23 protein-coding genes are annotated in these 23,679 nt (G+C 69.1%); 14 read left to right on the forward strand and 9 right to left on the reverse strand.

From position 1 onward, the window contains the following. The first annotated feature begins 62 nt into the window (after positions 1 to 62). From OG225_RS28230 to OG225_RS28245, 4 genes are all read left to right on the forward strand, one after another. Positions 63 to 995: a TauD/TfdA dioxygenase family protein gene (locus OG225_RS28230; RefSeq protein WP_405178023.1), complete on the forward strand. Its 933-nt coding sequence runs from the start codon at positions 63 to 65 to the stop codon at positions 993 to 995. Positions 996 to 1,132: 137 nt separating this feature from the next. After that, a complete protein-coding gene (locus tag OG225_RS28235; protein ID WP_405178024.1) occupies positions 1,133 to 2,347 on the forward strand; it encodes a CaiB/BaiF CoA transferase family protein in 1,215 nt (404 codons plus the stop codon). Beyond that, positions 2,344 to 2,511 (forward strand): hypothetical protein, encoded by a 168-nt coding sequence (locus OG225_RS28240; protein WP_405178025.1) that lies wholly within the window; start codon positions 2,344 to 2,346, stop codon positions 2,509 to 2,511. Before OG225_RS28235 ends, OG225_RS28240 begins: the two co-directional genes overlap by 4 nt. Then, the gene (locus tag OG225_RS28245) at positions 2,511 to 3,443 is read left to right on the forward strand and encodes a hydroxymethylglutaryl-CoA lyase (RefSeq protein WP_405178026.1); all 933 of its coding nucleotides are present in this window, start codon (positions 2,511 to 2,513) and stop codon (positions 3,441 to 3,443) included. The genes OG225_RS28240 and OG225_RS28245 overlap by 1 nt, the downstream gene beginning before the upstream one ends. 19 nt (positions 3,444 to 3,462) lie before the next feature. Here the strand turns inward: OG225_RS28245 and OG225_RS28250 are convergent, their stop codons facing one another. Next, on the reverse strand, positions 3,463 to 3,792 hold the full coding sequence (locus OG225_RS28250; RefSeq protein ID WP_405178027.1) for a hypothetical protein: 330 nt from the start codon (positions 3,790 to 3,792) through the stop codon (positions 3,463 to 3,465). 292 nt (positions 3,793 to 4,084) lie between these two features. Here OG225_RS28250 and OG225_RS28255 point away from each other — a divergent pair, with 292 nt between their 5' ends. Continuing rightward, entirely contained in the window at positions 4,085 to 4,777 is a 693-nt protein-coding gene (locus OG225_RS28255) for a hypothetical protein (protein WP_405178028.1), read from the forward strand. 147 nt (positions 4,778 to 4,924) lie between these two features. On the opposite strand, the gene OG225_RS28260 is transcribed toward OG225_RS28255, so the two are convergent. Together OG225_RS28260 and OG225_RS28265 are read right to left on the reverse strand one after the other, a co-directional pair. Beyond that, positions 4,925 to 6,052: an acyl-CoA dehydrogenase family protein gene (locus OG225_RS28260; protein WP_405178029.1), complete on the reverse strand. Its 1,128-nt coding sequence runs from the start codon at positions 6,050 to 6,052 to the stop codon at positions 4,925 to 4,927. Between the two features lie 9 nt (positions 6,053 to 6,061). Further along, positions 6,062 to 7,234, reverse strand: coding sequence for an acyl-CoA dehydrogenase family protein (locus tag OG225_RS28265; protein WP_405178030.1), 1,173 nt, complete (start codon positions 7,232 to 7,234; stop codon positions 6,062 to 6,064). Positions 7,235 to 7,449: 215 nt separating this feature from the next. Between OG225_RS28265 and OG225_RS28270 the strand changes: the two genes are divergently transcribed. After that, positions 7,450 to 8,295, forward strand: coding sequence for a hypothetical protein (locus OG225_RS28270; protein WP_405178031.1), 846 nt, complete (start codon positions 7,450 to 7,452; stop codon positions 8,293 to 8,295). A gap of 17 nt (positions 8,296 to 8,312) precedes the next feature. Next, on the forward strand, positions 8,313 to 8,645 hold the full coding sequence (locus OG225_RS28275; protein ID WP_405178032.1) for an MmcQ/YjbR family DNA-binding protein: 333 nt from the start codon (positions 8,313 to 8,315) through the stop codon (positions 8,643 to 8,645). Between the two features lie 62 nt (positions 8,646 to 8,707). On the opposite strand, the gene OG225_RS28280 is transcribed toward OG225_RS28275, so the two are convergent. Next, positions 8,708 to 8,977, reverse strand: coding sequence for a hypothetical protein (locus tag OG225_RS28280; RefSeq protein WP_405178033.1), 270 nt, complete (start codon positions 8,975 to 8,977; stop codon positions 8,708 to 8,710). Further along, the gene (locus tag OG225_RS28285) at positions 8,974 to 10,395 is read right to left on the reverse strand and encodes an MFS transporter (protein WP_405178034.1); all 1,422 of its coding nucleotides are present in this window, start codon (positions 10,393 to 10,395) and stop codon (positions 8,974 to 8,976) included. Before OG225_RS28285 ends, OG225_RS28280 begins: the two co-directional genes overlap by 4 nt. 55 nt (positions 10,396 to 10,450) lie before the next feature. On the opposite strand from OG225_RS28285, the gene OG225_RS28290 reads away from it, so the two are divergent. Next, on the forward strand, positions 10,451 to 10,978 hold the full coding sequence (locus OG225_RS28290) for a winged helix-turn-helix transcriptional regulator (protein WP_405178035.1): 528 nt from the start codon (positions 10,451 to 10,453) through the stop codon (positions 10,976 to 10,978). Positions 10,979 to 11,007: 29 nt separating this feature from the next. On the opposite strand, the gene OG225_RS28295 is transcribed toward OG225_RS28290, so the two are convergent. Beyond that, positions 11,008 to 11,946: an SMP-30/gluconolactonase/LRE family protein gene (locus OG225_RS28295; protein ID WP_405178036.1), complete on the reverse strand. Its 939-nt coding sequence runs from the start codon at positions 11,944 to 11,946 to the stop codon at positions 11,008 to 11,010. 59 nt (positions 11,947 to 12,005) lie between these two features. Here OG225_RS28295 and OG225_RS28300 point away from each other — a divergent pair, with 59 nt between their 5' ends. The 4 genes from OG225_RS28300 to OG225_RS28315 are packed head-to-tail and all read left to right on the forward strand — an operon-like array spanning position 12,006 to position 15,575. Then, positions 12,006 to 12,770 carry an alpha/beta hydrolase gene (locus OG225_RS28300; protein ID WP_405178037.1) on the forward strand — a complete coding sequence of 255 codons (765 nt, stop codon included), beginning with the start codon at positions 12,006 to 12,008 and terminating at the stop codon, positions 12,768 to 12,770. A 57-nt stretch (positions 12,771 to 12,827) separates the two neighbouring features. After that, on the forward strand, positions 12,828 to 13,208 hold the full coding sequence (locus tag OG225_RS28305; RefSeq protein WP_216909074.1) for a hypothetical protein: 381 nt from the start codon (positions 12,828 to 12,830) through the stop codon (positions 13,206 to 13,208). Beyond that, positions 13,201 to 14,517, forward strand: coding sequence for a WXG100 family type VII secretion target (locus OG225_RS28310; protein WP_405178038.1), 1,317 nt, complete (start codon positions 13,201 to 13,203; stop codon positions 14,515 to 14,517). Before OG225_RS28305 ends, OG225_RS28310 begins: the two co-directional genes overlap by 8 nt. After that, positions 14,514 to 15,575, forward strand: a complete 1,062-nt coding sequence (locus tag OG225_RS28315) for an ESX secretion-associated protein EspG (RefSeq protein ID WP_405178039.1) — start codon at positions 14,514 to 14,516, stop codon at positions 15,573 to 15,575. Before OG225_RS28310 ends, OG225_RS28315 begins: the two co-directional genes overlap by 4 nt. 38 nt (positions 15,576 to 15,613) lie before the next feature. Here the strand turns inward: OG225_RS28315 and OG225_RS28320 are convergent, their stop codons facing one another. Both OG225_RS28320 and OG225_RS28325 read right to left on the reverse strand, forming a co-directional pair. Beyond that, positions 15,614 to 16,237, reverse strand: a complete 624-nt coding sequence (locus OG225_RS28320; RefSeq protein WP_405178040.1) for a phosphoribosyltransferase — start codon at positions 16,235 to 16,237, stop codon at positions 15,614 to 15,616. An 11-nt stretch (positions 16,238 to 16,248) separates the two neighbouring features. Next, a complete protein-coding gene (locus OG225_RS28325; RefSeq protein ID WP_405178041.1) occupies positions 16,249 to 17,103 on the reverse strand; it encodes a carbon-nitrogen hydrolase family protein in 855 nt (284 codons plus the stop codon). A gap of 62 nt (positions 17,104 to 17,165) precedes the next feature. Here OG225_RS28325 and OG225_RS28330 point away from each other — a divergent pair, with 62 nt between their 5' ends. Further along, positions 17,166 to 18,947 (forward strand): DEAD/DEAH box helicase, encoded by a 1,782-nt coding sequence (locus OG225_RS28330; protein ID WP_216909067.1) that lies wholly within the window; start codon positions 17,166 to 17,168, stop codon positions 18,945 to 18,947. A gap of 130 nt (positions 18,948 to 19,077) precedes the next feature. Beyond that, on the forward strand, positions 19,078 to 22,464 hold the full coding sequence (locus tag OG225_RS28335; RefSeq protein WP_405178042.1) for an AAA domain-containing protein: 3,387 nt from the start codon (positions 19,078 to 19,080) through the stop codon (positions 22,462 to 22,464). A 45-nt stretch (positions 22,465 to 22,509) separates the two neighbouring features. On the opposite strand, the gene OG225_RS28340 is transcribed toward OG225_RS28335, so the two are convergent. Then, a complete protein-coding gene (locus OG225_RS28340; RefSeq protein WP_405178043.1) occupies positions 22,510 to 23,676 on the reverse strand; it encodes an amino acid deaminase/aldolase in 1,167 nt (388 codons plus the stop codon). Positions 23,677 to 23,679: the final 3 nt, after the last annotated feature.

Here is a 23,679-nt window from a genome sequence, read left to right on the forward strand (position 1 = left end):
CGCTGTCACGGTGATGTGCTCGACGTCGTACCCACCCGACTTCGAGCAGCGAAGGTGATCACATGACGGTCGACTACGCCACCCCCCGCACCGCGACGGTGTCCAAACTCGGCTCCCGCATCGGCGCCAGGGTCGACGGTGTCCGGCTCGGCGCCGATCTGGACGTCACCACCGTCGAGGTGATCCGTGCCGCGCTGCTCGAGCACAAGGTGATCTTCTTCCGCGGCCAGGATCATCTGACCGAGGACGGCCAGTACGAATTCGCGCGGTTGCTCGGTACCCCGACCACCCCGCATCCCACGGTCACCTCCAAGGGCGTGAAAAGTCTGGCGATCGATTCCGAGAGCGGTCGTGCCAACAGCTGGCACACCGATGTCACCTTCGTCGACCGGATCCCGAAGGCGTCGATCCTGCGCGCGGTGCACCTACCGCCCTACGGCGGCTCGACCACGTGGGCCTCCACCGTCGCGGCCTACGAGTCGCTGCCCGAGCCGCTGAAGTCGCTCGCCGAGAATCTGCGCGCGGTGCACACCAACGTCTACGACTACGCAGCCTCGCACAACACGATCAGGAACAATCCGAATTCGACCGCCTACCGCGCCGAATTCGAGTCGACCTATTACGAGACCGAACACCCGGTGGTGCGGGTCCATCCGGAGACCGGCGAGAAGTCGCTGCTGGTCGGTCATTTCGTCAAGCATTTCGTGGGTCTGTCCTCCCCGGAGTCGCAGGCGCTGTTCCGGCTGTTCCAGGATCGGGTGACCCGGCTGGAGAACACCACCCGCTGGGATTGGCAGTTGGGCGATGTCGCGATCTGGGACAACCGCGCCACCCAGCACTACGCGATCGACGACTACGACGACGCGCCGCGCCGCCTGACCCGCATCACGCTGGCGGGCGATGTCCCGGTCGGTGTCGACGGCAGGCGCAGCACCGTCGTCGCGGGCGACGCCGAGCACTACTCGATCGTCGAGGACGTCACCGAGGCCGCCTGACCGAGCGGGCCCGACCGGGCCCTCACCCCCGGTCGGGCCCCGCCCCGGCGATGAGGGGCGGCCACGGCGGTCGGACGCCGTGCCGTCGGACGAGGTGCGCGGCGCCGACAGGTGGTCGATAGTCCACACTGGTTGCCATGAGTATTCGGCCGTTGGACGGCGTTCGCGTCCTCGAGCTCGGCAATTACATCGCGGCGCCGACCGCCGGACGCATTCTCGGCGATTTCGGCGCCGAGGTGATCAAGGTCGAGCGGCCCGGGGTGGGTGACGAGTTGCGCAACTGGCGGCTCTACGGCGGTGACACCTCGATGCTGTTCCGCACCGTCAACAGGAACAAGAAGTCGATCACGCTGGATCTGCGCACCGAACAGGGCCGCGAGATCGTGCTCGACCTCATCCGGCATTCGGATGTGCTGCTCGAGAATTTCCGTCCCGGCATGCTGGAGAAGTGGGGCCTTGGCCCCGAGGTCCTCGATGCCGTCAATCCCGATCTCGTCATCACCCGCATCTCCGCCTACGGACAGACCGGTCCGATGGCCGAACGCCCGGGATTCGCCGCGGTCGCCGAGGCGGTCGGCGGCCTGCGTGAACTCGTCGGCGATCCGGACCGTCCGCCGGTGCGCGTCGGAGTGTCCATCGGCGACTCGATCGCGGGCATCTACGCGGCATTCGGCACGGTCATGGCGCTGTTCCGGCGTGAGCGGGTCGACGCGGGTTCGGTGGCGCTGTCCGAGCGCGTCATCGACGTCGCGCTGAACGAGGCCATCCTGTCGGTGATGGAATCGCTGGTGCCGGACTATCTCGCCTACGGCATCAACCGGGAACGGGTCGGCGGCCGGATGGAAGGCATCGCCCCCAGCAACGCCTATCCGTGCGCGGACGGGGTCAGCATCATCATCGGCGGCAACGGCGACGCCATCTTCCAGCGCTACATGGCGGTGATCGAACGCCCGGATCTGGCCGCCGATCCCGAACTCCAGGACAACGCGGGCCGCTGGCGTCACCGGGAGCGGCTCGACGCGTCGATCGCCGAATGGACGATCCGCCACACCAGGGACGAGGCGTTGACGATTCTGGAAGGCGCCGCCATCCCCTGCGGTCCGATCTACACCGCCGCCGATATCGTCGCCGACGAGCAGTATCTGGCCCGCGACATGATCCAGCCGTTCGCGGTCGACGTCGGCGAACCCGAACCCAAGACCGTCGGATTCCCCGGCATCGTGCCCGTCATCGGTGGGAAATCGCTTCCCATCCGCAACGTCGGCCCCGATCTCGGGGAGCACACCCGCGAGGTGCTCACCGAACTCCTCGGCCGCAGCGCCGCCGAGGTCGACGCGATGGGGATCTCGTGAGCAGGCCGGGTCCCGAGCGTCGTCGTCCGATGGGCCGGGGTCGCTGGGAGACGCGCGCGCCCTCGCCGCGCAGGCCGACCGTGCATCCGAATCCGGCGGGAATCAACCGGAAGGCCTGGGCGGGCGTCATGTGCGTGCCGAACCGGACGCGCGAGGAGAAGTGATGAAGGCGACCGAATCCGTTCTGCGTGACGTGACCCTGCGTGACGGTCTGCAACTCACCGGGAAGGTACTGCCGGTCGAAAACAAGGTGCGCATCGTCCGGAAGCTGCTCACGCTCGGCGTGCCCGCGCTCGAGATCGGTTCCATGGCGCGGCCGGATCTGGTGCCGCCGATGGCCAACACCATGGATCTCATCGCCGAACTCACCCCCGATGAATTGCGGCATTGCTGGGTCTGGGTGGCGACGCCGCGCCATATCGAGAAGGCCGCGGCGGCGGGCGTGCGCAATTTCCAGTACTGCTTCTCCGCCTCGGATTCGCACAACAGGGCCAATATCGGACGCAGCACGGAGGACAGCGTCGCCGCCATGCCCGACGCGGTACGTCTGGCCCAGGAGGCGGGCGGCGAGATCCAACTCTGCCTGGCGACCAGTTTCACCTGCCCCTTCGAGGGGCCGGTCGATCCGGAGCGGGTACTCGCCATCGCCGCGGATCCCCGCACCGACGGCGCTGCCGACATCGTGATCGCCGACACCCTCGGCCAGGCGCATCCGGCTCAGGTGACGGAGCTGATCTCCGCGGTGGCGACGCGAACTCCGCGGCGCCGCATCGTCTTCCACGGCCACGACACCTGGGGTATGGGGGTGGCGAACACGCTGGCCGCGCTCGCGGCGGGAGCGACCATGGTCGACGGTTCGCTCGGCGGTCTCGGCGGCTGCCCGTTCGCACCGGGAGCCAGCGGCAACACCTCGACCGAGGACATCCTCTTCGCCACCAGACCCGCCTGGTTCACCCCCGCCACGCTGGCCGGTCTGGTCGAGCTGACCGAGGAACTGCTGGGCGATCTCGGCGAGCCCAATCGTTCGCGGGCCGCGCAGGGGGCGCGTTCGAAGGCCGAGGCATTCGAGTGGGTGGCGCGTCGGGCGTCGGCCTGATCCGCCGCGCGGAAATCCTTCAGTCGCCGGGCTTCCCCTTGTCGGCGCGCAACTTGAGCAGGACCAGTCCGGACGTACAGGCCAGGATCAAGCCCGCGACGGTGATCTCCACGTGCAGCCCGGCGATGCCGAATACGGCACCGACGAGGCCCGCTACGAAGAAAACCCATCCGAGGATCCGGAAAAGGACCCTGGGCACGGCGCGCACCGGCTGTGTCGACTCACCGTGTGCCGACCCGCTGTGCGCCGACTCACTCCGCGTCGACTCGTCGTGCCGCTCCGATGCCGGGGCCTGCGGCTCGTCGACTTCGGGCGCGGAGCGCAACGGCGTTGTCGAGTATGCTCCCATCACCACTCCTCGATGACGCCGACAAGAGTATTGCCATCGCGCGGCTCGAGCGGCGCGTCTCTCATCTGATACAGGCGTCTCACGCGTAACTTCGATCACAACGCTACGACCCGCGCTGGCCGATATGGCGCGACACGTGTCCACGACACGCCGGTGAGACCAATTCGATATTTGAATCACTAATGTTTTAAAAATCGGTGGTCGCGGACCCGCCGACCGGCGTCCCATCTGGCTTGGTCGATCGACCTGGTTTATGGTGAGCCCACTCGAAAACACACGAGGAGAGACCCCGATGGTGAGCAGCAGGGCCAAGATCGCCGGTCCGGCGATCGCAGTCGGCGCCGTATCGCTCGGCCTGGTTCTCATCGGCGCCTGCGGTGTCGGACACCACGACATCTACGTGCCGCCGCCGCCGCTCGAACTCGGTCCGGCCGCCGCGGTGGCGACCATGCGCGACGGTTCGAGCGTCACGGTGCCCAAGGTGATCATCCCGCCGTCCCCGACCTGGCAGATGGCCCCCGCGGGCCCGCCGCGCAGGCCCGCCGGATACACCCCGCCTTCATCGACTTCGCCGGGCGCCGAACCGGACTCGGCGACCGAGTCACCCGAATCCTCCACCCGGCCGGGACGGACGTCCCCCACGCGCACGACGACGCCGCCCGCCATCCGGGGTTCGGATACCGAAGAGACCCCGACGACGACCCGAACCCGCACGCAGACGGCCGATCCGACCACCGTCGAGGAATCCGTGCCGACGACCCGCGCGCAGACGAGCACCGAGGAAGCCGCGGCCCTGGAGGAAACGCGCACCGAGGATTCGAGCGTCCCGCGACCCGGTGCGGGAGAACCAATCGTCATCGAACCGACGAACGCGGGCGCGACCACGGAATCGCCCCTCGCGGAGTCGACCACCACCACCGAGGACGCGACCACGATCGTCCCGGACCCGCTCGTCTCCGCGGACCCGACCACCACGCCACGATGAACGCCGATCGAGGGCACCGAGTATCCGAATAACCCGGACTCGAGCGCCAACTCGATCCGCGCCGACCCTTCGGAACACGAAAAAGCCGGATGGTCGGCGCGAGTAGCGAACCCCGCACCGGGCCATCCGGCCACCGTCGTAGCCGACCTACAGCTCCGGCAGTTCGTACTCCCCGACCCGCGCGGTGAGCACCGACAGATGCTCGAGCGAGCCGCCGAGGGTGCGCTCGATCGCGGTCAGTCTGGCGACGTAGTGGCCCACCGGATATTCCGCGGTGACGCCGATACCGCCGTGCATCTGGATCGCCTCCTGCCCGACATGCCGGGCCGAACGACTGATCTGCAACCGGGCCCGCGAGCCGACGACCGGATCGACCGAGCCGTCCGCCAGCGACGCCGTGGCGTACAGGCTCATACTGCGCGCCAGTTCCAGCGAGACGTACATGTTCGCCGCCCGCTGGGTCAGCGTCTGGAACTTCGACAGCGTGACACCGAACTGCTTGCGAGCCTTGAGGTAATCGGTGGTCAGCCGCAGCGCCTCCTCCATCGCGCCGATGGATTCGGCGCACAGCAGCGCCTGCGCGTGGGTCAGCGCCGACAGCACCGTGTCGGCGGCGTCCTGCGCGTCACCCAGCAGTTCGCCGGGCGCGTTGTCCAGTTCGATCTGGGCGCCGCGCGATCCGTCCACCGTGCTGTAGGTCTTGCGGACCACGCCGGTGGCATCCGGCGCGACCAGGAACAGTCCGACACCGCCGCCCGGCAGCGCCGCGCTGACGACGAGTTCGTCGGCGGCGTCACCGTGCGAGACCGGATTCTTCACACCGGTCAGCGTGTACGAATCACCCTGCGCGGTGGCCGTGGTGCCCAGTTCGGCCGACGGCCACCGCTTACCCGGTTCGGCATGGGCGAAGGCGAGCAGTCTGGTCCCACCCGCGATCTCGGGCAGGATGCGTCCGCGCTGCTCGGCACTGCCCGCGAGGGCGACCAGGGCGCCGGGCACGTAGACCGCGTCCACGATCGGCTCGGGAGCCAGCCTGCGGCCGACCTCCTGCAACACGACCATGGTCTCGACCGGGCCCGCGCCGACGCCGCCGTCCTCCTCGGAGAAGGGCAGGCCGAGGACGCCGAGTTCGGCGAGCTGATTCCAGACGTCGCGACTCCAACCGAGTTCGGTATCGGTCACCTTGAGCCGGGTCTCCGGATCGTAGGCGCGGGCGAGCAGGTCGCGGACGGTGTCACGCAGCATGACCTGTTCATCGGTGAGTTCGAAATCCATGATGGCCCCTCACAATCCGAGGATCGTGGAGGCGATGATGGTGCGCTGCACCTCGCTCGAACCTCCGTAGATGGTTGTCTTGCGGTAGTTCAGGTAGCCGGGACCGGTGCGCTGGGCCCAGGCGGGTGAGGCGATATCGTCCGCGCCGACCGGAATCGCGTCCGGTCCCGCGATGTCGAGCAGCAGTTCGGTGGCCGCCTGCTGCAATTCCGAACCGCGCATCTTCAGCACCGACGACACCGGATTCGGTTTGCCGTCCTCGGAGTTGGACACCACGCGCAGCTGGGTGAGTTCGAGAGCGAGCAGTTCGTTCTCCAGTTCGGCGACCCGCGCCGCGAACAGCGGGTCCTCCAGCAGGGTTCCGGCCCCGGCACCGGTCTGACGCGCGTATTCCTTCGCGACACCGAGTTTGACCTTGGTCCGTCCGACGCCCGTGATGCCGGTGCGCTCGTTGCCGAGCAGGAATTTGGCGTAGGTCCAGCCCATGTTCTCCTCACCGACCAGCTGATCGGCGGGAACGCGGACATTCTCGAAGAAGACCTCGTTGACCTCGTATCCGCCGTCGATCAGCTTGATCGGGCGGATGGTGACGCCGGGGCTCTTCACGTCGAACAGCAGGAAGGAGATGCCCGCCTGCTTCTTGGGCGCGTTCGGATCCGTGCGTACGAGACAGAAGATCCAATCCGCGTACTGGGCCAGGGTCGTCCAGATCTTCTGGCCGTTGACGATGTAGGAATCACCGTCGCGTACCGCGGTGGTGCGCAGCGCGGCGAGGTCGGAACCCGCGTCGGGCTCGGAGAAGCCCTGGCACCACCAGATGTCCATGGCGGCGGTGGGCGGCAAGAACCGCTCCTTGATCTCCTGGGAACCGAAATGCGCGATGACCGGACCGACCATCTGGGCGTTGAAGGTCAGCGGCTCGGGAACCGAGGCCAGCTGCATCTCGTCCTGCCAGATGTGGCGCTGGATCGGCGTCCAGTCCTTGCCGCCCCACTCCACCGGCCAGTTCGGCACGGCGAGCCCGTGGTCGTTGAGGATCTTGTGTGAGATGACGACTTGCTCGCGGGACAGCTCCTTACCGTATTTCACACGCTCGCGGATCTCGGAGGGAATCTCGGAGCGATAGAACTGGCGCAGTTCGTCGCGGAAGGCGACCTCGTCGGGGGACAGGGATATTTTCATACATAGCTCCCATGGTGTCTCGTACGTCCGAGTGAAACCCTACCTCCCGGTAGTCTCCCGCTGACTCCGGGATCACACCAGGCAAACACGCAAACACGGGCAACCACCGGGCGACCACGACGGCTACCCGGGCGCACTCCACGGCGAACTGGTAACTTGCTGCAGGTGGGGCTGGGAAAAACCCACGCGTTCAGCAGTCAAAAGGGAGTTGTGTAGTGAACGGCAGAACCTTCGCGCGCGCGGCCACGGCAGTGACATCACTCGGCATCGGTGCGGTTCTGACCCTCGGCAGCGCGTCCGCCGAACCGGCGTCACCGGTCGAGACCACGCTCACCGACCTCACCGTGCGGGCGGGAGAGGACATCTCCGCGCAGGCGGGCGTCGGAGCGCTGAAGGAGTACACCTCACTGCTCGACGTGCCCCAATTGCGTCACGTTGCGGCCAGTTTCATTCCCTTCGCCTACGCCGCCCCCACCTTCGGCTGTGGCAGCCACGGGCCGATCACCACCATCATCGCGGCGGCGACCACCGAGGGCCCCAATCGCAACCAGGGTGTGAGCCCGGACCCCGGCACCCTGCGCTTCAGCGCCTCGCCCGCGCATACGGGCGCGCCGCTGAATTCGGGCCTCGTGGTGGCCTGGGTCAATATCAACAACGGCCGCAGCGGCCTGGACACACTCGACGACCGCACCGAGGTCGGACTGCCCACGCTGTCCAAGACCATCGATTCCGGTCCCGGCACCGTGCTCGCCTCGATGTGGGGTGTCATCAACTATCCGTTCGCGAACTGCGTGATGACGCCGACCGTCGGCACCTTCGTGGTCCCCGACCTGCCCGCCGCCGCACCGGCGGAGGCGGCCCCCGCCCCCGAATCCGCGGCCCCGACCACGCCGAGCCTCCCGCCGGTACCGCAGGCCGGCCCCGGCACCGGTTCACCGGCACCCGCCGACGTTCCCACACCGGCCCCCGCGGCGCCCGCTCCGGCCCCGGTGCCCGCGCCCGCCGCACCGCAGCCCCCCGCGGGCGCGGCGGTTCAGGGCGAAGTTCCTTCCGGCAGCTGAGTTCTCGTCCCACTACCGTGCTGGACGCCGATGACGTGCGCCGGATCGCGCTCTCCTTTCCCGAGGCCGCGGAGAAGGAGCGCTGGGATCATCCGACCTTTGATGTGGCGGGCAAGATGTTCGCCACCGTCCCCGATGATCAGACCTCGTTCGCGGTGCGCTGTCCGAAACCCGACCGGGACGAGTTGATCGCGGCCGAGCCGGACAAATTCTGGGTGCCCACCCACGAGGCATCCTCCTCGTGGGTGCGGGCGCGATTGTCGGCGCTCGAGGATGCCGGGGAATTGCGCGACATCCTGTTCGACTCCTGGCGGCAGGCGGCCCCGAGTCGTCTCCTCGACGACGCCTGAGCCCCGTCTCGGGCGATTACCTTTCCGGACCGAGGAGCCGATCCGCGCCCGAGACAGGCCCGTCAAGGCCGCATGTCGGCCCACGCCTCCTCCGTGACGTAATGCCAGCGATGTTCGGGTAACTCGACGCCATCGGGCGCGCAAGTCGCGCCGAAGTCCGCCGGGCCGCGCACTTCGGCCTCGCGCAACGCCGAACCGACCGCGCAGCACACTTCCAGCGTGAAGCGGCGGCGACCGGACGGGGAGATCGCCTGCATCGTGACGACGATCATCCGCAGCGTTCCCAGCACCGATTCCCTTGCGGTGCGCCGGTTTCGGCGACTCGCGGTCACGATTTCACTTCGATCGGCTCGACGGCAACCTCGACGGCGGGCTCCGCCGAGCGCGCCGCCGCGGTCGCCGGACGCAGGGCGAGCGCGACGACACCGGCCGCCAGGCCCGCTCCGATACCGAACAGGAAGGCGCGGTCCGAGGCCGCCAGCGCGTCCGCCAGGGTGGTGGAGGTGCCGATGACGGCGATCAGCACCGCGGTGCCGAGTACCGCGCCGAATTGCCGGAAGGCCGCGACGACGGCGCTGGCCGAGCCGTAGCGGGCGGCCGGAACATCGGTGACGGCCGCCGCGCCCAGAGCCGGGAAGGCCAGGCCGATTCCGATACCGACCAGACACTGTCCGGGCAGCCAGGTGCCGAGGAAATCCGGTTCCGCACCCGCTCCGCGCAACCACGACAGGCCGGCCGCGTAGATCAGCGCGCCGGGGACGATCACCGCGCGATGTCCGAAACGGTCGGCGAGCCTGCCCGCCGGAACGGCGACGACGGTGGTGAGCAAGGGGCCCGGCAGCACCGCGAGACCGGCTGTCAGCACGCTGTACTGCCAGACCCCGGTGAGAAAGAGAATGTTGCCGAGGATCATCGAGAAGAAACCCATCGCGAACAGCAGCGTGCCGAGATTGCCGAGAACGAAACTCGGAATGCGGGCGAGCGCCGGTTCCACGAGAGGGTGCGGATGGGTCGCGCAGCGACGGACCAGCCAAGCCACCAGAATCGCCGCGACGACGAAACAGGCGACGGTGCCGGGACTGCCCCATCCCCAGTTGTGTCCCTCGATGATGGCGAGGGCGAGCAGTCCGAGTCCGATCGCGGCCAGCAGTGCCCCGAGCAGATCGGGAAGTCCGCTCTCGGTGCCGCGCGGGGTATCGCGCAACGCCGCCCGGCCCGCCGCGAGGATGAGGAGTCCGACGGGGACGTTGACGAGGAAGATCCAGCGCCAGTCGCCGAATTCGATGAGCAGCCCGCCCAGCGGCGGACCGGCGCCTGCGGCGAGCGCGGCGGCCGCGCCCCAGATGCCGACGGCGGCGGCGCGGCGCTCCAGCGGGAATTCGGGCAGCAGCAACGCCATCGACACCGGCGTGATGATCGCCGCCGCCGCGCCCTGCATCGCACGGGCTCCGACGAGGAACTCCCAGGTCGGCGCGAGCGCGCAGGCGATCGAGGTGAGTACGAAAAGCGCTGTGCCCCAGAGTAGTAAGGGCTTGTGGCCGAAGCGGTCACCCAGTCCGCCCGCCGGGACGAGCAGTGCCGCCATGGCGATGAAGTAGGCGTCGAGTACCCAGCTCAGTTCGGCGCGGTCGGCGTCGGGGAACGAGGCGGCGATATCGGGGAAGCTGACATTGACGATCGAAGTGTCGAGGAAGGCGAGGAACGCGCTGCCGCAGATAGCCAGAAGCGCCAGGGCACGTCGTTGCAACATGCAACTAGAAGCTAGGCGACGTAGTTGCGTTTTGCAACGGGGTATTCTGGCCTGGATGAAACACGATGATCTGCTGGGCAGTAACTGCGCCATCGAACGTTCGAGCGCGGTACTGGGTGAACGCTGGGTGATCGCGATCCTGCGCGCGGCCTATTTCCGCGCCCGCACCTTCGAGGACTACCAGCGCCGAACCGGCATCGCGCGCAATATCCTCACCGATCGACTCAACCGCCTGGTCGACTTCGGGATCATGGAACGGCGCGAATACGCCTCGGGTCCGCAGCGCAGCCTGCACGAATACCGATTGACTCCGGCGGGAATCGAGCTGTATCCGGTGATCGCCGCCATCCTCGCGTGGGGCGAGAAGCACACCGGACTCGTCAACGGCGCGCCGACGCAACTGCGGCATCGCGGATGCGGAGAGATAACCCACGCCAAGGTCGTCTGCGAACGCTGCGGCGAAGAACTCCTGCCGAGCGATGTCGAGGTCGGTCCCGGACCGGGGGCGAACGCGCCCGCCCCGCCCTGGCGACCGCTATCCGAACGAACCGACCCGATCGAACCGGACCCGATCGGACACTGACGCCGAACCGGGCGGTCCGCCGACCCGGATCAGCGAGCGAGCCGGACGTGCAGCACGGTGCCGACTTCGGTGCCGACGAACAGTTCGTCGCGCTGCCCCGGCACGGCGACCACCGACGTCATCGGCTGGCCGGTCAGCACCGTGCAGATCGCTCCCCCGCTCGGATCGACCCGGACGAGTTTGCCCGACAACGTGGTCACATACAGGATTCCCGTGTCGTCGATCAGCAGATCGTCGGCGAAATCGGGGATGCCCGCCACGCCGGTGGTGAGGTCGGCGAGCACGGCCATGCGCTCGGGGGCGTCGATCGCGATGCCGACGACCTGCCCCAGCGCGCTGCCGTTCGCCGTCAGGTAGATCGTGCGGTCGCGGATCACGATGCCATTGGCACCTGAACCGCCACCCGAGCCCGCCGCCCGCGCGGTCCATTCGGCATCGATCGTGCCGTCCGCGCGGACCTTGATCACGCCCGCGTTCGTCGCGGCGATGTAGAGGGCCCCGTCCGGCCCGAACGCCGCGCCGTTGGGCATCGAGGCCAAGCCGTCGACGAAGACCTCGGGACGCGGCTGCGCGGCCCTGGGATCGAACCGGACCACGCCGCCGGGACGTACCGCGCTGGTCGGCGCGTCCCCGTAGACCACGTAGAGCAGTCCGTCAGGTCCGAGCCGCAGCGCGCCGGGGAATTCGACCGGCACCGTCGCGGTCAGCGCGCCGGTGCGGTCGTAGCGCTGGACGGCGTTGCGATACAGGCGTGCGACCCAGAGATTGCCGTCGGCGTCGAAGGTGACGTTCTCCGACCAGTCCAGAATCGGCACCTGAGCGGGGAGCACCGGGGTCGCCACGGCGGGCGCGCAACCGGCCACCGGGTCCGCCGAGGCGGTCGGCGCACCGGAAAGGCAGGTCACGGCGAGTGCGACGAGGACGGGACGGGCCCAGCGAACGCGACTGCGATGCTGTTTCACGAACACGTCGATCCTCCTGGCTGCGGGGCGAATCCGCGCAGTCTAGTCGTATCCGCGTGATCTGTGTGAAGTACCCTGATACGCAAAAGTTTTGGCACTATCTTTTAATGCTTTTCTTCGACGGCGCGCGTGGCCGGATGCACTATCGGCGGTGGCCGGTCGAAAACAACGTCGCGGTGGTGGTTCTCCTGCCCGGCCTGGGTCAGCACAGCGGCCATTATCACCGGCTCGCGAGGACCCTCAAAACGATCGATGTCGAGATGTGGGCACTCGATACCGCAGGTCACGGACTCAGCGAGGGCGATCCCGAACATCCGGGCACGTTGGCCGAACTGGTGGCGGACGCGACGAAACTGGTCGAATTGACACGCGCGGAACTTCCACACACACCGATGGTGCTGATGGGCCATTCGCTCGGCGCGGTCACCGCGCTCGGCATGCTCGGCGCGGCCATCCCCGATGTCGGCTCGGAGGCCGACCTGTCCGCCGTCGAGGCCAACGTGCCGGTGACGCCGAGTCTGCCCGTCGAGGACCTGACCGGTCTGGTGCTGTCCGGCGTGCCGAAGCGGGCGCTCGGCGGCGGTGTTCCCGGAGCGCTCGGCACCCCGCTGCCCGCACGCCTTCCCGTGCTCGCCGTGCACGGGTTGGAGGACCGTCGGGCGCCGATCGATGCGATGAGGGTATGGACTGCGCGCCACGAAACGGTAAATTTGCGTGAGTACGCCGACGCCGGACACGACCTGCTGCACGAGCCGGGGCACGCTCGGGTCGCCGGGGATATCGCGCAGTGGCTCCGAAACGCGGTGGTGGGGCTGGCTCGGCAACGCTGAGCCGGACGGCGGGCCGATCGGGCCGCCGTCACGGCACGACGAGGAAGGGGGACCGCGATGCGATCGGATGTCACGGCTCTGAACAGGGCGGTCGACGAGGGACAGTTGTGGATCGACGGGGTGCTCGTCGCCGACGGCGCCCACGATCGCTGCGCCCGCAGGTACGAGCAGCTGGCCGACGAGGTCGATGCCCAGATCCGAGTGCTGAGTGAGGCGACCTCGCTGCCCGGATTCGGCGGTTTCGCCTCGGGCGCCGCCTTGCGCAGCGGTTTCGAGGGCAAAGCGGACGACGCGGTGGTCCGGCTGCGCGAGTACGCCGACGCCGCGCGGGCTCTCGCGCAGACCTTCCGGGCCGCGGCCGCGGCCTACACCCGTTCCGATGACGAGTTGGCGAGCGCGGTCGGCCGGATCGACCCGACGGGAGCGATCCGTGCGTGAACTCCCGACGAACGCCGAACGCGGGGAGCACACCCGCCACGACCCCGATTACGCGCCGAATGTCGAGATATTCGACAACCTGACCCATCGCCGGATCCACGCGGGAGTGCAACTGCTCGACCCCGCCGCACTCAGCGCGGGACAGCAGGCATGGCAGGGATCCGCCACCGGTGTCGCGGACGCGGTGTCGCAGGCGCACACCGAGATTCGCGCGCTCATCGCCGACGGTTGGCGCGGGGGCGCGGCGCGGACCGCCGCCGAGGCGGTCCGGTCCTTCGAACAGCACGGCCAGCAGCTCGCCGATGTGATGTCGGTGGTGGCGCAACGTCTCGGCCACGCCGGTGACGCCGCGGAGACATTGCGCGGCGCGGTGGGAGCGCCGACCGCCGACACACCGGATCTGTCTGCCGCACTGCTGGATCCGAGTCAGGCGACCGCCAACAGCGCCACGCAGAAAGCCGCCGAACACGAACGCGGCGACGTGGTGCGAGCGATGGACAGCGTCTACACGAACGCGTTCATCCGTTCCGGGACCGATGTTCCCGCCTTTCCCGACTCGACACCGTCGGATTCACAGCGGGTTGCGGGCACGGCGACCACGGCGGCCGCACCGACGACTCCCGTGTATACCGCGAGTGTCCCTGTGAACCAACCAATTTCGGATGTCGACGTGGCGGCTCTCGCGACGTCCGTTCCGGAGGAGACCTCGTCACGAACCGAACCCGTTGCGGCGCAGGCCACGACGGCGCAGGCGGCCACCGTTCCCGCCTCCCCCGTGCTCACCTCCGCCCCGCACGTGGTCGACCCGCCTTCGGTCCCCGTATCGGCGCAGACCGCCGCCACGACCGCACAGCAGGCGGCTTCCACCGTGCCGACACCCGCCCCGGATCGTGTCACCGCGCCCGGTTCGGGTGTGCCGACCGTGCCCGCCGCGGCGGCCCCGGTGGTCGCGCCGACCGTTCCGGGCGCCGGCGCTCAGAGCAGTACCGAGGAGGACCGTAAGCGGGACGAACGGCGACGCGACACCGGCGGCGACGCCGTCAACGGCATGGGCGCGGGCGCGATCGGCGGTCTGATGGGCGGCGCGCTCGCCACCTCCGCCGACAATGCCCGCTCCGGTTCCGGAATCGGGTCGCCCCAGGTCAATCGCACCGCACGTTCCGAAGAGGACGAGGACGACGACCTGGAGTGGATCGATGATGACGACGATCTGACCTTCCTCGAGCCCGCCGACGAGCCGGACGAGTTGATCGGCGCGCTCGATCCCACCACACCGCCGGTGGTCGGGGACTGGACCGAACTGGAGTGAACTGGACGCTGACCCCCGACCAGTTCGCACTGGCCTGGGAGCGCACCGACGGTGACCGGATCCCCTATCCGCTCTCGGTGCGGCTCTCGGCCCGCGACACCGTCGAGCGCGCCGCGCAATTGCCCGCGCTGACCGCGTGGTGCGACCGGGTGCTCGACGCCGATCTGGAGGCCGCGCTGCGCGTGCTGGCCCGGCCGACGGTGCGACTGGAGGTGTACGGCGAGTGCGATCCGGCGTCCGCGCAGCGATCGCGCGACGACCCGCAACCGGATCACTCGGTATTGACCGATGCCGCACTGGGCGCCGAATCCGGCCGGGCGGCAACACCACTCGGGACGGAACCGGACGACGAGGCGGTGGGCAGCCGGAATATCCGCGTCCCCGTCGCTGCCCGATCCTCCGGGAACGGGCCCGCGCCGATCACCCCGTACGTGGCGCGGGCACCGGCATACGGCCCGTCCGGCGACGGACCGGGCTCATACCACGCGGCGGCCTCGAATTCCGAGGCCGTCGGGCGCACCGGCGATGCCGACACCCTTCCCGGCCCGCGCCCGGTGCGGGTACTCGGTGCGACGGCGGGTCATATCGCGGTGGTGGCGGCCCAGCGGCCCGGTTCGGCCTCGGATCGCGGCGGTGATATTCGTCTCTTCATCGGCGGCCCGAAAAGTCTTGCCGCCCGCGTGATCTCGACGCTTCCGGAGAACTCGCCCGGTACCTCGGCCAGGCTCGTCGCGCCGCTGCCGCGCGTGCGCGAGGACAGCAGGGATCTGGTGACCGTTCCGGTGGCCGGTCCCACCGCGCCCGCCCGGATCCGCCGTCTGCTCGGCAGGCCACGCGACGGCATCGGCCAGATCGTGGTCTCCGCCACGCGCGCCGACGGCGAGTTGCACCCGTTCGGGGTGCTGTGCTGGATCGATATCACCGGCGACGGCCGGTACGCGATCCGCACGGGTGCCGACGTCGACGTCATCCCGGTCGACGCCGAAGGTTTCGCCGCCCAATTGCGCCCCATGCTCAACGCGGCGGGCCGATCGAGCGCGAGCGCGACTTCGCGCTGATCCCCGGGCGCGACCGCGACCCGTTGCCGACACGCACGTCAGCGCAGCAGATCGGTGACCTCGTCGTCGGCGAGCTGGTGGAAATCGCGGAAGGCGGACCCGACTCCGCCGAGGGATTCCGGCACCAGCGGGCAGATCACCTCGTCGGCCTCCCCCTCGACCCGTCGCACGGCTTCGGGCGAGGACACCGGGACGGCGACCACGATGCGTTCGGGCCGCCGCAGCCGCGCGACCCGGCAGGCGACGACCACCGTCGCGCCGGTCGCCATGCCGTCGTCGACGATGACCAGGGTGCGCCCCGCGATCGGGATCGGCGCGGCGTCGCCCCGCCATATCGTGCGGCGACGTTCCAGTTCGGCGCGTTCCCGCGCCTCGACCCGGTCGAATTCGTGTGCGGGCACACGGGATTGCGCCAGCACGTCGGGATTGCGCACCAGGATGCCGTCCTCCCCGATCGCCCCCATCGCCAGCTCCGGCTGCCACGGCACGCCGAGTTTGCGGACGAGCAGGATGTCCAGGTCACCACCGATGATGTCGCGGACCGCCGCCGCCACCGGAACGCCCCCGCGCGGCAGCCCGAGCACCAGCGGCAGCGACCCGCGCAGGTGTTCCAGTTCGGCCCCCAGTGCGCGACCGGCGGCCGCCCGATCGGTGTAGCCCATCGGTTCGAACGCTACTCCTGGCCCCGCTCGGTGATCGAGAATCGGCGCAATGCCAGGCTCGGGTTCGCGGCACGGACGGCGGCCAACTGTTCGAGGTCGACCTCGGCCGCGATCACACCCGGCTCGTCGCCGAGTTCGGCCATGATCCGCCCCGCCGGGTCGATGATCATGGACGCGCCCGCGCCGCGCGGCGCGGCCTGGTCGGCGGCGGCGATGTAGACGGTGTTCTCGATGGCGCGGGCCCGCACCAGCGTGGTCCACTGATCCACCTTGGCCGGGCCGGGAATCCACTGGGCGGGCAGCAGCAGCACCTGCGCGCCCGCGGCCGCGCTGCGCCGGAAGCCCTCGGGGAAGCGGAGGTCGAAACAGGTCTGCATGCCGAATGTCACACCGCCCGCCTCGAATGTGGCGGGGGTCTCGATGACGCCCGGTTCGACCACATCGGATTCGCGATGTCCGAAGGCGTCGTAGAGGTGCACTTTGCGGTAGCGCGCGATCTGTGTCCCCGAGGGGTCGAAGGCAACGAGTGTATTGCGGATACGTTCCGATCCGGGGTCGCCGCGCTCCACCGTTCCGGCCACCAGATGCACGCCGAACTCCGCGGCGATCGCACCGAGCCCGGTGACGAACGGGCCGGTCAGCGGTTCGGCGACGGCCACGACCCGCTCGTCGAGCCGCGAGACCGCGTACATGGAGTACTCGGGCGCGACGACGACCTTCGCACCGCTGTCGACGGCCGCGGCGACGTGCTCACGCAGCGCCTCCAGATTGTCCGGCGGCTGCTTTCCCGGCGCGAATTGGATGACGGCCACCGACATCTTCGCGGTTGCCCGGTCGTGATCCGCGGACGAGTCATTCGATCGCATAGGTCTCACCGTATTGGGCCGGTGGCCGGGACAGCTACTACAAGGCAGTAAAGTACTGGTCAATGAGCACCAATGAGGTCGACAGCGTTTCTGGCGACAACGACAGGGACAACGACGGCCCGACCTTCGCCGATCTCGGGATCGATGACCGCCTTCTCGCGGCCATCGCCGATGTCGGCTACGAGTCGCCGTCGCCGATCCAGGCCGCGACGATTCCGCCGCTGCTCTCCGGCGCAGACGTGGTCGGCCTCGCCCAGACCGGAACGGGTAAAACCGCGGCTTTCGCGATCCCGATCCTCATGGGATTGGAAATCATCGGCAAGCAGCCGCGCGCGCTGGTGCTGGCCCCCACCAGAGAGCTGGCGATCCAGGTGGCCGAGGCGTTCGGCCGCTACGCCGCGCACATCCCCGGTCTCAACGTGCTGCCGATCTACGGCGGCCAGAGCTACGGCGTGCAGTTGTCCGGACTGCGCCGCGGCGCGCACGTGGTCGTCGGCACCCCGGGTCGCGTGATCGATCACCTGGAGAAGGGCACGCTCGACCTGTCGCAGCTGCAATACCTGGTGCTCGACGAGGCCGACGAGATGCTCAAGATGGGCTTCCAGGAGGACGTCGAGCGCATCCTCGCCGATACGCCCAAGGACAAGCAGGTCGCGCTGTTCTCGGCCACCATGCCGCCCGCGATCCGCAAGATCTCCAAGCAGTATCTGCGCGAACCGGTCGAGATCACGGTCAAGACCAAGACCACGACCAACGTCAATATCAACCAGCGCTGGGTGCAGGTCTCCCACCAGCGCAAACTCGACGCCCTCACCCGAATCCTCGAGGTCGAGTCGTTCGAGGCGATGATCATCTTCGTGCGCACCAAGCAGGGCACCGAGGAACTTGCCGAGAAGTTGCGCGCCCGCGGGTTCTCCGCCGCCGCGATCAACGGCGATATCGCGCAGAATCAGCGCGAGCGGACCATCGGACAGCTCAAGTCGGGCACGCTCGACATCCTGGTCGCCACCGACGTGGCCGCGCGCGGTCTGGACGTCGACCGCATCTCGCACGTGGTCAACTACGACATCCCGCACGACACCGAGTCCTACGTGCACCGCATCGGCCGCACCGGCCGGGCCGGGCGCAGCGGCGAGGCACTGCTGTTCGTCGCGCCGAGGGAACGGCATCTGCTCAAGGCGATCGAACGCGCCACCCGGCATCCGCTGACCGAGATGCAGCTGCCGAGCGTCGAGGACGTGAACGCCCAGCGGGTCGCGAAATTCGGTGACACCATCACCGAGAACCTGTCGAACCCGAACCTGGCGCTGTTCCGCACCCTCATCGAGGATTACGAACGCGAGCACAACATCCCGCTGGTCGATATCGCCGCGGCGCTGGCCGTCGGCTCCTACGACGGCGACAACTTCTTCATGGAGCCCGAGCCGGAGCCGGTGGAACGTCCGCAGCGCGCGCCGCGTGACCGTCCGGCCCGTGGCTTCGACGAGGATCGCGGCACCGGGTTCAACCGGACCAGCGGCGCCGAACTCGCCACCTACCGGATCAGTGTGGGCAAACGGCACCGCGTGGTGCCGGGCGCGATCGTGGGCGCCATCGCCAACGAAGGCGGTTTGCGGCGCAGCGATTTCGGGCATATCAGCATTCGACCGGATCACAGCCTGGTCGAGTTGCCCGCCGATCTGTCCAACGAGACGCTCGAAGCATTGCGGCGCACCAGGATCAGCGGCGTGCTGATCCAGCTCCAGCTGGATTCGGGCCCGCCGCAGAGCCGCTCGTTCACCCGTGGTCCGCGCACCGAGCACAGCGGCCCGAAGCGGTTCGAGAGGCGTAAGCCACGCTCCTGAGCCGGGCAGGGTTCACCGAGGTCACATGGGCTAGCTAAGGTGTTGCCGTCCGCGTTGCTCGGGTGCCGGTGTTCGTCGGGGCGCCGCGAGTGCGGGTGTCCCGTAAGACACAGGAGGGCCGCGTTTGTTCGTGTTCGGTGATCGTGTCGTGTGCACCGCCGCTGATCTCGTGCGGGCGGCGCGGTGCGAATTCGCGCTGTTGCGCGCCCTCGACACCGAGCTCGGCACCTTCGCGGCCGAATCGGCGGATTTCGGCGATATCGCCGCGGTGCCCGGTATCGGCGCGGAACGCGAACGCACACGCACCGATTTCCGGGATCGATTCGGCGACACCATGGTCGAGGTGCGGGCGCCGCATCCCGAACCGCAGGATCCCGAACCGCAGGATCCCGAGGCCAGGGTCGCGGCGTTGCGCGCCGTCGACGCCGAGACCGACGCGGCACTGCGCGCGGGCGCGGATATCGTGAACGGCGCCACCTTCTTCGACGGCCGGTTCGTCTGCGCCTGCGAATTCCTGGTGCGCGATCAGGCGGGTTACACCGCGCACGGCACCGCGCCGTATCAGCGGGAATCGGTGAGGGCGGCACTGGAACTCGCCGCTCTCGAACTCGCGGCCTGCGCCGACGCCGCGGACGCCCGCGGGCTATCCACCGCCGCCGTGGTCCGATTGCACTGGGGCCGAGACCTTTCCGATCTGCCGACGGCCGAACTCGTCCCGATCTATCGTTCGCTCAGGCGCCGGGTCGAGTGGATCGTGGAGGAGAAACTCAGCGAACTGCTACCCGTGCAATGGGGTGATCCACGCTTCCTTGCCTGCGGTCGATGCCCGACCTGCACCTCGGCGCTGACCACCGCGCGCGATCTGCTGCTCGTGGCCGGACTCGGCAATCCGGCGCGAGCGCGACTGCGCGAGGCCGGGACGGCGACCATCGACCGGCTGGCGGTCACCGAATCCGCGGTCGCCGGACTCTCCCCGCGCACCGTGGGCACCCTGCGGCGTCAGGCCGAAATCCAGGTCGCCGGTGAACATTCCGGCGGCCCGGAGTACGCCGTGTTCGACCCCGACGCGCTGCGCGCGCTGCCACCGCCGTCCGCCGGCGACCTCGCGCTGATCCTGGACGACACCCCCGGCGAACCGCTGCGGATCGAGGTGGGCGGCCCCGGCGTCACCTATCGGAGCTACCGGATTCCCGGCGACTCACCCGCCGCGACGGCCGCGCGACGCGACGCCGTGGCCGACACCCTCGATTTCCTCGTCTCGCGACGTCGCGACCATCCCGCGATGCGGGTGTACTACTTCACGCGCGAGGTCCGCGCGGCACTGCTGCGCAGCACCGGCGGGTACGGCGTCGGCGAGGAGATCGCCGACGAACTGCTGTGCGACGGCGTGCTGGTCGACCTGTATCCGATCCTGCGCAACACGGCCGTCATCGGGCGGCGATCGTATCGGCTCGAGACCCTGCGCGAATTTCTCCACGACCGCCTCTCTCTCGATGCCGCGACGGGCGAATCCGCCGACTGCGCGACGATCCTGCGACTGCGCGACTGGTTGCTCGACCGCGCCGCCGACGAACGGATCACGCCGTGGCCGGTACCGCCCCCGGGAACGCGGTCCTGGTGCGGCCCGGATTCGCAGGGGGCGGAAACGATTCCGCCCGCGCCCCCGTCGTCCATCGAGGCGGCGCTGGCCGAATTCGCGGCGGGTCGCGGCGCGGCGGGTCCCGCGCCGCATCCGGCCGCGCTGATGGCCGCCGCGCTCGGCTACCACCGGCGCGAGCGGCGACCGCTGTGGTGGGCGCATATGGACCGGCTCAGCCACCCGGTGAACGAATGGCCCGAGGCGGCGGGTGTGCTCGTAGCGGACTGGGGCACCGTCGACACCAAATGGCATCACAGCCCGAACCGGCCGACCATGCGGCGCTATCTCACCCTGACCGGACGGATCGGCACCGGTCGCGGCGCGGGCACGACGCTGGCGCCGGGCGCGACCGTCTATACCTACTACGACCGCCCGGTGGCCGCGGGCATGGTGACGGCGGTCGGCAGGCGCGCCACCGCGACCGCCACCGTGCTCGGCTGTTCGGTCGACCCGGATTTCGACGACACGGTCCGCCTCGAGGAATTACTGCCCGCCGGGTGCGAACCCTACGACGATCTGCCCGTCGCCATCGCGCCACAGTTGCCCGCCCGCGACGAGAATGCCGAGGGCGCGGTGGAATTCGCCGCCCAGCAGTTGCTGGTGACACTGCCGGAGATACCGCGCAGCGCCGTCTTCGACATCCTGGCGCGCAGGCCGCCCCGGCTACGCGACGGCGCCGCGTTGGCCGAGGTGCACGGCGATCACGCGGCCGCGATCACCGCGGCGATCCGCGAACTCGACGACTCCTACGTCGCGGTGCAGGGTCCGTCCGGCACCGGGAAGACCTCCACCGCGGCCCGGGTGATCGAACGCCTGGTGACCAAACATCGCTGGCGGGTGGGTGTGGTGGCGCGATCGCATCCGACCATCGAGAACATGCTGGACGCGGTGGTCGAATTCGGCGTGCTCCCGGAACTGGTGGCCAAGAAGGATGTCGAATCGGTCGCGCCGGAGTGGGCCGTCATCGACGCGGGCCGCTACCAGCGTTTTCTCGACAACGCCGTCAACGGGTGCGTCATCGGTGGCGCGCCCGCGGATTTCGCGAACGAGGACCTGATCGGGCAGCAGGCCCTCGATCTGCTCGTGATCGCCGACGCGGGCGGTTTCGCGCTGGCGGAGATGATCTCGGTCGGCCCGAGCGCGCGCAATCTGCTGCTGATCGGCGATCTCGCGCCGACGACGGCGCACGCCGCGCACCAGGAACCGGTCGGGGAATCGGTGCTCGGCTGGCTGATCGAGGACCGGGCCACCCTGTCCGCCGAACGCGGCTACTTCCTCGATCGCAGCTGGCGGATGCATCCGCGCGTCTGCGAGCCGATCTCACGGCTCTACTACGACGATCGGCTGCGGTCCAACGAAACCATCACGCTCGCACGCCAACTCGACGGGGTGGTGCCCGGCATCGAGGCGGTGCTGGTCGGTCACCTCGGCAACACCACCGAATCGGAGGCCGAAGCGCGCGAGGTGGTCCGGCGGGTGCGCACGCTGCTCGGCGTCTCGTGGACGGTCGGCACGATGACCCGCCGCCTGCATCCGCACGACATCTTCGTCGTCGCGCCCTACGGCGCCCAGGTCGGCCGGATTCGCACCATGCTGGCCCGCGCCAAGATCGAGGACGTCCTCGTCGGCACCCCGGATCGCTTCCGCGGTAGGCAGGCCGCGGTGGTCCTGCTGTCGATGACCACCTCCACCCCCGCCGACGCGCCCTACGGCATGTCGTTCCCGCTCTCGCGCGGTGTGCTGCACGCCGCGCTGTGCCGGGCGATGTGGAAGGCGGTGATCATCCGCTCCACGCTGCTGACCGAATATCTGCCGTCCACACCTGGCGAGGTGACGGATCTGGCCCGATTCCTCGAGTTGACCGCCACGCCGAGCTGACCCCGCGCCGAACCGACCAGCGGTTCGCCCTGAGTTCGGGAAGCGTCAGCCGAAGCATTGCCCTTCGCCGCGATAGGTGGGAACCGCGCTGCGCGTGCCGTCCTCGTCCACCAGGTGGATTCGATCGAAACGCTCGCACAGTTCGCCCGCCTTGGCGTGCCGGAACCACACCCGGTCACCGATGCGCAGCCCCGACGCCGACGACAGCGGGGTCTGCACTTCGCCCGCACCCTCGGTGCCGATCAGCCGTAATCCGGTGGGCCACACCGGCTTCGGCACGCGAGACGGACCGGTCGGTCCGGAAGCGATGTAACCACCGGCGAAAACGGTCGCGATGGACGGCGTCGGCCTGCGCAGCACGGACGTGGCGAAGAAGAGGGCGGGGCGCGGGGTGAACGCGCGGTAGTTGTCGAACAGCGTCGGCACGTACAGGCCCGATCCCGCGGTCACCTCGGTGACCTCGGGATCGGTGATACTGACTTCGATCGAGCCGGTACCGCCGCTGTTGACGATCCGCAACGGGCCGACCACCGAGCGCACCGCCGCCAGCACCTCGGTGCGCCGGGTGGCGATCTCGGCGGCCGAGAGTTTCTTGACCAGGCGAATCGCGATATTGCCGTCGGGAAGTCCGGCGATCTGCGCTTCGTAGGTCATCACGCCGACGACGTCGAAACCGCGATCCACGGCCGCCCGGGCCAGTGCCGCGGCCTGATCGGGCGTGCGCATCGGGGAGCGGCGCACGCCCAGATGGATCGGGCCGACCCGCAGCGAGGCGTCGACATCCAGGCAGATCCGCGGCCGGACCCGGTCGCTGCCGACCGCGGCCCTGATCAGCGCGAGTTGCTCGGCATCGTCGACCATGAGGGTGATGGAATCGAGCAGCGTCGCGTCGCCCGCGAGTTCGGCCAAGGCGGCCCGGTCGACGCTCGGATAACCCAACAGCACGTCACGGGCGCCGAGCCGAACCAGCCAGATGGCCTCGCGCAGCGAATACGACATGATGCCCGCGAAACCCCCGGCCGGTCCGGATCCGAGCACTTCCTCGAGGACGGCGCGACAGCGCACTGATTTACTCGCCACGCGAATGGGGACCCCGCCCGCCCTGCGCACCAGATCGGCGGCGTTGGCACGCAGTGTGGGCAGGTCGATGGCGGCAATGGGCGGATCCAATTCGGCGGTTGCCGCGTGGAGCCGCGCGATCGGCGAGGTCACCGT

The organism is Nocardia sp. NBC_01377 (assembly GCF_045040005.1).
In the GTDB taxonomy this organism is placed as follows: Bacteria; Actinomycetota; Actinomycetes; order Mycobacteriales; family Mycobacteriaceae; genus Nocardia; species Nocardia noduli.

Excerpts from the sequence above, each read along its gene's own strand:
- OG225_RS28245 (WP_405178026.1), top strand. The coding sequence starts at position 2,511 with ATGAAGGCGACCGAATCCGTTCTGCGTGACGTGACCCTGCGTGACGGT.
- OG225_RS28320 (WP_405178040.1), bottom strand. The coding sequence starts at position 16,237 with ATGGGCTACACCGATCGGGCGGCCGCCGGTCGCGCACTGGGGGCCGAA.
- OG225_RS28255 (WP_405178028.1), top strand. The coding sequence starts at position 4,085 with ATGGTGAGCAGCAGGGCCAAGATCGCCGGTCCGGCGATCGCAGTCGGC.
- OG225_RS28230 (WP_405178023.1), top strand. The coding sequence starts at position 63 with ATGACGGTCGACTACGCCACCCCCCGCACCGCGACGGTGTCCAAACTC.
- OG225_RS28235 (WP_405178024.1), top strand. The coding sequence starts at position 1,133 with ATGAGTATTCGGCCGTTGGACGGCGTTCGCGTCCTCGAGCTCGGCAAT.
- OG225_RS28285 (WP_405178034.1), bottom strand. The coding sequence starts at position 10,395 with ATGTTGCAACGACGTGCCCTGGCGCTTCTGGCTATCTGCGGCAGCGCG.
- OG225_RS28260 (WP_405178029.1), bottom strand. The coding sequence starts at position 6,052 with ATGGATTTCGAACTCACCGATGAACAGGTCATGCTGCGTGACACCGTC.
- OG225_RS28290 (WP_405178035.1), top strand. The coding sequence starts at position 10,451 with ATGAAACACGATGATCTGCTGGGCAGTAACTGCGCCATCGAACGTTCG.
- OG225_RS28330 (WP_216909067.1), top strand. The coding sequence starts at position 17,166 with ATGAGCACCAATGAGGTCGACAGCGTTTCTGGCGACAACGACAGGGAC.
- OG225_RS28265 (WP_405178030.1), bottom strand. The coding sequence starts at position 7,234 with ATGAAAATATCCCTGTCCCCCGACGAGGTCGCCTTCCGCGACGAACTG.
- OG225_RS28305 (WP_216909074.1), top strand. The coding sequence starts at position 12,828 with ATGCGATCGGATGTCACGGCTCTGAACAGGGCGGTCGACGAGGGACAG.
- OG225_RS28250 (WP_405178027.1), bottom strand. The coding sequence starts at position 3,792 with ATGGGAGCATACTCGACAACGCCGTTGCGCTCCGCGCCCGAAGTCGAC.
- OG225_RS28325 (WP_405178041.1), bottom strand. The coding sequence starts at position 17,103 with ATGCGATCGAATGACTCGTCCGCGGATCACGACCGGGCAACCGCGAAG.